General features: G+C 71.8%; 5 protein-coding genes. 4 read left to right on the top strand and 1 reads right to left on the bottom strand.

The window, feature by feature from the left end; all coding sequences use genetic code 11:
* The first annotated feature begins 289 nt into the window (after positions 1 to 289).
* The 3 genes from ACWGH4_RS24515 (at position 290) to ACWGH4_RS24505 (ending at position 5,925) form a co-directional block, all read left to right on the top strand.
* Positions 290 to 3,817 (top strand): DNA polymerase III subunit alpha, encoded by a 3,528-nt coding sequence (locus tag ACWGH4_RS24515; RefSeq protein WP_453464581.1) that lies wholly within the window; start codon positions 290 to 292, stop codon positions 3,815 to 3,817.
* Positions 3,814 to 4,779, top strand: a complete 966-nt coding sequence (locus ACWGH4_RS24510) for a DNA polymerase Y family protein (protein WP_453464578.1) — start codon at positions 3,814 to 3,816, stop codon at positions 4,777 to 4,779. The genes ACWGH4_RS24515 and ACWGH4_RS24510 overlap by 4 nt, the downstream gene beginning before the upstream one ends.
* 276 nt (positions 4,780 to 5,055) lie before the next feature.
* Positions 5,056 to 5,925 (top strand): esterase/lipase family protein, encoded by an 870-nt coding sequence (locus tag ACWGH4_RS24505; protein ID WP_453464575.1) that lies wholly within the window; start codon positions 5,056 to 5,058, stop codon positions 5,923 to 5,925.
* Positions 5,926 to 5,997: 72 nt separating this feature from the next.
* On the opposite strand, the gene ACWGH4_RS24500 is transcribed toward ACWGH4_RS24505, so the two are convergent.
* The gene (locus ACWGH4_RS24500) at positions 5,998 to 7,047 is read right to left on the bottom strand and encodes a lytic polysaccharide monooxygenase auxiliary activity family 9 protein (protein WP_453464572.1); all 1,050 of its coding nucleotides are present in this window, start codon (positions 7,045 to 7,047) and stop codon (positions 5,998 to 6,000) included.
* 663 nt (positions 7,048 to 7,710) lie between these two features.
* Here ACWGH4_RS24500 and ACWGH4_RS24495 point away from each other — a divergent pair.
* Positions 7,711 to 9,177 carry a membrane-associated oxidoreductase gene (locus ACWGH4_RS24495; RefSeq protein WP_453464569.1) on the top strand — a complete coding sequence of 489 codons (1,467 nt, stop codon included), beginning with the start codon at positions 7,711 to 7,713 and terminating at the stop codon, positions 9,175 to 9,177.
* Positions 9,178 to 9,312 lie beyond the last annotated feature (135 nt).

The following is a 9,312-nucleotide window of genomic DNA, read 5'->3' as shown; positions in this document are numbered from 1 at the left end:
GCGGGGCCCGCGGTGATGTCCGTCTCCGCGACGGGGCCGGCGCTGACCGTCCTCGCGGCCGTGGCGGCGGCCGGTGCGCTCCTGGCGGCGGCGCTGCCGGGCCGCCGTACCGCCACCGGCCCGCCGCGGCCGGGCACCACTCCGTAGCCCCGCGCGGGACTCACTGCCGCCACGCGGGGACGGAAACGCGGGGCTGCGGGAAGGCTCCGGGAATGTGTCGTACGCATGTTCGAAACTGGTCTATGGTTGGAGGTGGGGGAGGTGAGAACGACTGATTCAGGAGGTGCGGATGCCTTACTTCACGCATCTGCACACCGTTTCCGGGTTCTCCGTGCGGTACGGGGCCTCCCACCCGGAGCGGCTGGCCGGTCGCGCCGCCGAGCGTGGCATGGACGCCCTCGCGCTGACCGACCGCGACACCCTTGCGGGGGCGGTCCGTTTCATCACAGCCTGCGCCAAGGAAGGCGTACGGCCGCTGTTCGGGGTGGACCTCGCCGTGGGGGAGCGGGCCCGACAGGAGGGACCCGCCGAGCGGCGCCGCACCCCGGTGCGCGGCGGAGCGTTCGTCGACGAGTCCGCGCCCCGCACCGTCTTCCTGGCCCGCGACCGCCGCGGCTGGGCCGACCTGTGCCGGATGATCACCGCCGCCCACGCCACCGACCCCCGCAGCCCCCTGCTGTCCTGGGGCGACAACCACGGCGACGGGCTGACCGTGCTGCTCGGCCCCTCGTCCGAGGTGGGCAGGGCACTGGCCGCCGGCCGGCCCGACCGCGCGGCCAAGCTGCTCGTCCCCTGGCGGGAGCGGTACGGCGACCGGCTGCGCCTGGAGGTCGTGCACCACGGCGGGGGCGGTACCGGTCCGGGCTCGCTGCGCCATGCCGCCCGTACCCTCGGCCTCGCCGCCGAGCAGGGCGTACGGCCCGTGCTGACCAACGCCGTCCGCTACGCCGACCCCGGCCAGGGCCCCGTCGCCGACATCCTCGACGCCGCCCGCCGCCTGGTGCCGGTCGACCCGCGCAAGGGCCTCGACAGCGGTGAACGCTGGCTGAAGGACCCGGCGGCGATGGCCGCCCTCGCCGCCCGGGTCGCGGAGGCCGCCGGTTTCCGGCGCGAACTCGCGCACCGGCTGCTCGCCGTGACGGAGGAGACGGCCGCCGAATGCCTGGTCGACCCCGAGGACGACCTCGGGATCGGCAGTGTCCACTTCCCGGAGCCGGCCCTCGTCGGCGCCGAGTACCGCACCGCGCAGCGGGTGCTGGCCTCCCGGGCCGCCGCCGGAATGGTGCTGCGCGGTTACGACGGACGGCGCGAGTACTGGGAGCGGATGCACCACGAGCTGGACATCATCGCCCACCACGGCTTCGCCTCCTACTTCCTGACGGTCGCTCAGGTCGTGGACGACGTGAAGGGCATGGGCATCCGGGTCGCGGCGCGCGGTTCCGGGGCCGGCTCCCTGGTCAACCACCTCCTCGGCATCGCGCACGCCGACCCGGTCGAGCACGGGCTGCTGATGGAGCGCTTCCTGTCCAAACGGCGGCGTGTCCTGCCCGACATCGACATCGACGTGGAGTCCGCCCGCAGGCTCGAGGTCTACCGGGAGATTATCGGCCGCTTCGGCGAGGAGCGGGTCGCGACCGTCGCCATGCCGGAGACCTACCGGGTCAGGCACGCGATCCGGGACGTGGGCGCCGCCCTGTCCATGGACCCGGCGGAGATCGACAAGCTCGCCAAGTCCTTCCCGCACATCCGGGCCCGCGACGCCCGCGCGGCCCTGGCCGAACTGCCGGAACTGCGGGAGGTGGCAAGGGAGTCGAAGCAGCGGGAACGGATGTGGGAGCTGGTCGAGGCGCTGGACGCGCTGCCCCGCGGGGTCGCCATGCACCCGTGCGGCGTGCTGCTCTCCGACGCCTCGCTGCTCACCCGCACGCCGGTGATGCCGACCAGCGGCGAAGGCTTCCCCATGTCCCAGTTCGACAAGGACGACGTGGAGGAGCTCGGTCTGCTCAAGCTCGACGTCCTCGGGGTGCGGATGCAGTCGGCGATGGCGCACGCGGTCGCCGAGGTGCGCAGGGCCACCGGCGAGGAGGTCGACGTCGACGCCGTGCCGCCGGGCGACCCGGCCACCTACCGGCTCATCAAGTCGACCGAGACGCTGGGCTGCTTCCAGATCGAGTCGCCCGGTCAGCGCGACCTGGTGGGGCGGCTCCAGCCGGAGACCTTCGGCGACCTGGTCGTCGACATCTCACTCTTCCGCCCGGGTCCGGTCGCGGCCGACATGGTGCGGCCGTTCATCGAGGCCAGGCACGGCCGGGCACCCGCCCGCTATCCGCATCCCGACCTGGAAGGGCCGCTGCGGGAGACATACGGAGTGGTCGTCTTCCATGAGCAGATCATCGAGATCCTGGACATCATGACCGGCTGCGGCCGGGACGAGGCCGACCGGGTGCGGCGCGGTCTCTCCGACCCGGAGTCGCAGGGGAAGATCAAGACCTGGTTCGCGCAGAACGCCGGGGCCAAGGGCTACGCGCCCGAGGTGATCGGCCGGACCTGGGAGATCGTCGAGGCCTTCGGGTCGTACGGCTTCTGCAAGGCGCACGCGGTCGCTTTCGCCGTGCCCACGTACCAGTCGGCCTGGCTCAAGGCGCACCATCCGGCGGCCTTCTACGCCGGACTGCTCACCCACGACCCCGGGATGTATCCGAAGCGGTTGCTGCTGGCGGACGCGCGGCGGCGCGGGGTGCCGGTGCTGCCGCTGGATGTGAACCGGTCGGCGGTCGCACACCGAATCGAACTGGTGTCTGATGATGCATCGTGCCGGGCCGGTACCGGGACCGGCCCTGGCGCCGACGCCCGACCCGGCTCGGGTCCTGGTTCCGGCGCTGCCGCCGGCTCCCGTCCCGGACAGGGCCGTTGGGGGCTGCGGCTCGCGCTCTCCGACGTGCACGGCATCAGCGAGGCGGAGGCGGCGCGGATCGAGGCGGGGCAGCCGTACTCCTCGCTGCTGGACTTCTGGCAGCGGGCCTGCCCCTCGCGGCCGGTCGCCGAGCGGCTGGCCCAGGTCGGCGCGCTCGACACCTTCGGCGCCAACCGCCGCGATCTGCTGCTGCACCTCGCCGAACTGCACCGCACCCGGCGTGGCGCCGCGTCCTACGGCAGCCAGCTCCCGCTGGCCCAGGGGCAGAAGACCGCACCGGTCGGGCTGCCCGACCTGGGGGACGCGGAACGCCTCAGCGCCGAGCTGGGCGTGCTCGGCATGGACGCCTCCCGTCATCTGATGGCGGATCACCATGCCTTCCTGGCCGAGCTCGGTGTGCTCTCCGCGCAGCGGCTGCGCGATGCCCCGCACGGGCGGACGGTGCTCGTCGCGGGTGCCAAGGCGGCCACCCAGACCCCGCCGATCCGCTCCGGCAAGCGGGTCATCTTCACCACGCTCGACGACGGCACCGGCCTGGTGGACCTCGCCTTCTTCGACGACAGCCACGCCGCCTGCGCCCACACCGTCTTCCACTCCTGGCTGCTGCTGGTGCGCGGTGTGGTGCAGCGGCGCGGGCCGCGCAGCCTCAGCGTGGTCGGCTCGGCCGCCTGGAATCTGGCGGATCTGGTGGAACTGCGGCGCACCGGCGGCCTCGACGCGGTCGCCGCCCGGCTGGCCGCCCCGGCGCCGGAGCCGGACGGCGAGGCCGGATCGGACAACGGCCGCCGGATCCAGCTGCCGACGGGTTACGAGCTCAACCCCTGGGCGGATCTCAAGCCCGCCGGTGAAGCTGCCGCGGGCGGAAGGAAGTTGTGGCATCAGAGCCCCGGGAGTGCCGGATGATCCTCTACGTGCGTTTCCTGCTGCCGCCCATGTACGAGGCGGCGCTGCCCGCGCTGCTCGCCGTGGCGGAGGACATCAGCCCCGTCGTCCAGGCGCTGCCGCCGGACGCCGCGCTCGTCGACGTCCGGGGTGCGGAGCGGTACTTCGGGCGGGACGCGGCGCAGCTCGCCTCCCTGCTGCGGGTGCGGGCGCTCGCGCACTGCGGCGTGGACTGCGTCATCGGCGCCGGACCCGTACCCATGATCGCCAGGATGGCCGCGCGCGAGGCGGTGCCGGGCACGACCCTGGTGGTGACCGAGAAGGAGACCGCGGCCTTCCTGGCGGACAAGCCGGTCGCCGCGCTCGACGGGGTGGGGCCGGTGACCGCCCGCACCCTGTGCGCGTACGGTCTCGACTCCGCCGGCCGTGTCGCCGGCGCGCCGCTCGCCGTGATCCAGCGGATCCTGGGCGCGCGGGCCGGGCGCGAGGTGTGGGAACGGGCCCGCGGCATCGACCGCACGGCGGTCGTCCCGAACGCCCTCTCGCGCTCGATGGCCGCCGAACGGACCTTCGACCTCGACGAGTTGGACCAGGTCGAGCACCGGCGGGCGCTGCTGTCGCTCGCGGAGGAGCTGGGTTCGCGGATGCGGGGCGAGCGTCAGGTCTGCAGGGCCCTGACGCTCACGGTGCGTTATGCCGACCGGTCCACGACCACCCGTACCCGCACCCTGCGGGAGCCGACCGCCCACTCGGCGGCGCTCGCCGACGCCGCATACGCGCTCCATCGGGCGCTCGGGCTTCAGCGGGCCAGGGTGCGGGGGCTGTCGCTGCGCGCCGAGGACCTGACGGCGGCCGAACGGGCAGCGCGGCAGCTGACGTTCGACCCTGCCGACGAGCGGGCGCGCCGGATCGAGGAGGTCGCGGACCGGGCCCGCGCGAAGTTCGGTCCCGGGGCGGTCGTGCCGGGATCGCTGGCGGCGTAGGGCGCCGGGCGGCCGAGCCGTGGCCTCCTGCCCGTGCACCCGGCTGCCGGAGCGGTGCTTGCCCGCACACGTTCCTCCGGGGCACGGTCTGCCCCCCCGCCACCTGGCGGCCGTCTGTCCGCCGTCGCGGAGCCGGTGCATAGCAGATCCGCTCCGTAAGAAGGGGCAGTCTTTACCGACGCGTAACTTCCCAGTTCTGGTTACCCGCCCGTAAGTTGACGTGAGCACAGCGAATCCAGCCATCGCAACTCCCTTGAGCCGCAAGGAGACAGATCGATGCTGCCTTGGAAACGTGCGCTCAGACCACTGTCAGCCCTCATGCTCGCAGTGGCCGTCGCCCTCACCCCGGCCGCCACCGCCACCGCGGAACCCACCACTGCCGCCCCCAGCAGTGGCTGGAACAACTACGACTGCAAGCCCTCCGCCGCCCATCCCCGCCCCGTCGTCCTCGTCCACGGAACCCTCGGGAACTCCGTCGACAACTGGCTCGTCCTCGCCCCGTATCTGGTGAAGCGCGGCTACTGCGTCTTCTCCCTCGACTACGGGCAACTCCCGAACGTGCCCTTCTTCCACGGCCTCGGACCCATCGACAAGTCGGCGGAGCAACTCGACGCCTATGTCGACAAGGTGCTCGCCGCGACCGGCGCGACCGAGGCCGACATCGTCGGCCACTCCCAGGGCGGCATGATGCCGCGCTACTACCTCAAGTTCCTGGGCGGGGCCGAGAAGGTGAACGCCCTCGTCGGCATCGCCCCCAGCAACCACGGCACCACCCTCAACGGCTTCACCGGGCTGCTGCCGTACTTCCCCGGCGCGGCGGACCTGCTCGGCCGGCACACCCCGGCCCTCGCCGACCAGGTCACCGGATCCGCCTTCCTCACCAAGCTCAACGCGGACGGCGACACCGTGCCCGGTGTGCGCTACACGGTCATCGCCACCCGCTACGACCAGGTGGTCACCCCCTGGCGGTCGCAGTACCTCAGCGGGCCGAACGTCCGCAACGTGCTGCTCCAGGACCTCTGCCCACTTGATCTGTCGGAGCACGTCGCGATCGGCGTGCTCGACCTGATCGCCTACCACGAGGTGGCCAACGCGCTCGACCCGGCGCACGCGAGACCCACCACCTGCGCGTCCGTCTTCGGCTGACCCGGCGCACGGCAGAAGGCCGCCGCCCGGGCCCGGTCTCCCGGGAGGGGAGGCGGCCCCGCCGTGTCGCGCTCAGCGGCTGTGACGTCCGCCCGGCGTCACGGTCCTGCGCCGGCCCAGCCCGAACAGCGCCGCCGCGCCGACCGCGAGCGCCGCCGCACCGCCGATCGCCATGTAGGTGGTGCTGCTGTCACCACCTGTCGCGGCGAGATTCTCGTCCGACGTCTCCGGGGCGGCCGGGGCCGCCGCGGGCTCGTCGGCGCCCTTCGCCTCCGGGGCGTTCTCCGCCGGCTGCTCCGCGGGCTTCCCGGCCCCGTCGCCCGTGCCCGTACCTGTCCCGGCGCCTGCGCCCGCTCCCGCGCCCGCCTGATCACCGTGGTCGTCACCGCCGTGACCGCCGTGGTCGACCGTGGACTTGTCGGCACCCTTCTCGATGTCCTGCTCGGAGGGCGCACTCGCGGCGGGGGCCGCCGCACTTCCACCGCTGTCCTGGCCGAAGACCACGTCGGAGCAGGTGTAGAAGGCCTCGGGGGAGTCCGAGCGCTGCCAGATCGAATACACCAGGTGCCGGCCCGACTTGTTCGGCACGATGCCGTCGAAGACGTACGCGCCGTTCTCCAGCCTGGGGTTCGTGACCTTCGCGAACGGCTTCTCCTCCAGGTCCGACCACTTGAGCGGCTTCGTGGGGTCGTAGCCGTCCTTCGTCAGATACAGCTCGAAGGTGCCCTTGTGCGGTGCGGTCGCCTTGTAGCGGAAGGTGTGGTTGCCGGAGGCGAGCGGCGAGGAAGGCCAGTCGGCGCGCGGCAGATCGAGACCCTTGTACTTGTCGCGGCCCGCGCTGCACAGCTTGCCGTCCGGTATCAACTGCTTGTGGTTGCCCGCCGCGTTGGCGATGTTGACCTCGTTCCAGTCGTACAGGGGCTGCGTCCCGCCCGCCGCGACCAGCGCCTTGCACGCCGCCGAGTCCGGGCTCTCCGGCCCCTCCGCGAAGCAGGCCGAGATCCGGCTGACCGGGTCCGTCATCGATCCGTGGGCGGACGCCGGCGCCGTGGCGAGACCGGCGAGAGCGAGCGGCGCGAGGCCGAGCGCGGCGACCGTGGTGACCTTGCGGCGAGCGGTCATGGGGACGTTCTCCTTCAGACGGCTATGGGGGGACACCGGGGCCGGTTCGAGCAGGCGGCGCGGCCCCCCGCGGACTACGGCACCGACTGCTCGAACCGGCCCCGGCGATCTGCAAGTTAGCCGCTCGGCACGTCGAAATCGCCTGCTGGCGGGGGGTGAGGGCCATCCTTATGACGCCTTTAAGGTGAGGCTAAGAGGGGGCTCAGGAAGGGCGTTACCGCGGCTGACTGTTCGATCTGGCACGGATCCGGCGGCGTGCTGCCGCTGACACACGCCTTGTAAGTCCGATCGGCGTTCGCTCCGGCCGTGGAGTCCTGCGGTGGCGTGGTCCACACAGCGACCTGCAAGTGTGCTGCCGTCCGACTCCGTTGATGTCGGGATGTCGAACCGGCACGCGCCTTGTGCCGCTCATGCCGAGCCATGAGGGGCGTGCCCGGACGATCTTCGCTGATGTGGACGGACGCAGCCGAGACGTGACGTCGAAGGGGAGCCACTGAGGGGGCGTTCTGCGAGTCCCTGACGCCTGCTGCTCGAGCGCCCTCGCAGCCCGCAAACCCAGGAGTCAGGGGCTCGCAGCCGATGAGGGAGAGGATGGATGTCGGACGGCATGGCCTGCTCCCTACGGCAGTTGACAGCCCGAACGCAGCACGTCAGAGTCCCGGCGTGAACGACACCCACGATCTGACGCCGGCCGAGGTACGTATATGGCGGGCCTTTCCGCGCGGCGAGTCCGTGGACTTCCGCGCCGCCGAGGAAGAGGATCCGGCGCTCGGCAACGCCTGGGGCGCGGAGCGGACCGTACGGGCGTGTGTGCTGCGGACGCTGCTGCTCAAGGCTCCGCAGGAGGAGGGGCAGATCGCCGCGCTCCAGATCACGGGGGCGCGGATCACCGGCGTACTGGACCTCAGGTATGCCACGATCGACGCTGCCATCCGGCTGCGCCAGTGCCACTTCGACGGCGTTCCCGACCTGTACGGTGCCCAGCTGCGCCAGCTCAGTCTGAGGAAGTCCGTTCTGCCGGGCCTGACCTCGGCGACCTTGCGGGTCGAGGGGGTGCTGCGGATGACGGACTGCCTCATGCGGGGGCCGGTGCGGCTCGGCGGGGCGCAGATCTCCGGGGCGCTGTTCATGGAGCGGGCGGAGTTCACGGCGCCGGACGACTCCGAGCCGGTGCTGCAGCTCAACCAGGCCACGATCGGGGACGACTTGTGGGCGCCGGAGATGCGTGCGCACGGACAGGTACGGCTCACAGGCGCCTCCGTCGCCGGGCGGATCAACGTTCAGGACGCCGAGTTCAACAAGCCCGACGGCACCGCCCTGGACGCGCAGAACCTCAACGTGGGAGCCCATGTACGGGCGCGGTGCATACGAGCGCAGGGCCGTGTCGAGCTCCGAGGCTCGCGTATATCGGGCCGTCTCGACCTGCTCCACGCACACCTGTCGCATCCGGGCGACACGGCACTGCGGGCGAGCAGTTGCGTCATCGGTGAACTCTGGCTACGCAGGGGCGATCGCATCGAGGGCGCCCTGAATCTACGGCGTTCCCACATAGAGATCCTGACCCTTGAACCGGAGATGCTGCCGGACCGGGTGTATCTCAGCAATCTCACGTACACCGTACTCACCCCGCACGAGCCCGCCGAACGCCGCCTGCCGATGCTGGAGCGGGATGAGGACCGGTACGAGCCGCACGCCTACGAGCAGTTGATGGCGGCCTACCGCCACGTCGGTGACGACGACGCGGCCCGGCTCGTCCAACTGGCCAAGCAGCGCCGTCGACGCACCACACTCACCTGGTACGGGCGGCTGTGGGGATTCGTCCAGGACGCCACCGTCGGCTACGGCTTCCGCCCGGTGCGCGCGGCTGTGTGGCTGTTGTCCCTTATGGCCGTCGGATCGATCGCATACGGCCTGGACCACCCACGCCCGATCAAGGCCGGCGAGGCCCCTGACTTCAACCCCGTCTTTTACACCCTCGACCTGCTCCTTCCGGTCGTGAACTTCGGTCAGGAGCCAGCGTTCGCCCCTGACGGCTGGCTCCAGTGGCTGTCGTACGCCCTGATCATCACCGGCTGGATCCTGGCAACTGCAATCGTCGCGGGCGTGACCCGTACGGTCAGTCGGCAATGAACCCTCCACTCACGAAAACCTCGCGGAACGCCCTCTGGGACACGGTGGCTCCCAGGGACCCCGCACCGCCGCACCTGGCCGCACTGAGCTGCGGTGAAGGGACACGCAGCCCGTCGGGCTGCTCGCGCCCCTCCC

The organism is Streptomyces sp. NPDC054847 (assembly GCF_053610925.1).
This window is presented reverse-complemented; position numbering and strand designations above follow the sequence as displayed.

What these genes read in the sequence shown, in the direction of transcription:
- ACWGH4_RS24515 (WP_453464581.1), top strand. Translation starts at nt 290, where the DNA reads ATGCCTTACTTCACGCATCTGCACACCGTTTCCGGGTTCTCCGTGCGG.
- ACWGH4_RS24510 (WP_453464578.1), top strand. Translation starts at nt 3,814, where the DNA reads ATGATCCTCTACGTGCGTTTCCTGCTGCCGCCCATGTACGAGGCGGCG.
- ACWGH4_RS24505 (WP_453464575.1), top strand. Translation starts at nt 5,056, where the DNA reads ATGCTGCCTTGGAAACGTGCGCTCAGACCACTGTCAGCCCTCATGCTC.
- ACWGH4_RS24500 (WP_453464572.1), bottom strand. Translation starts at nt 7,047, where the DNA reads ATGACCGCTCGCCGCAAGGTCACCACGGTCGCCGCGCTCGGCCTCGCG.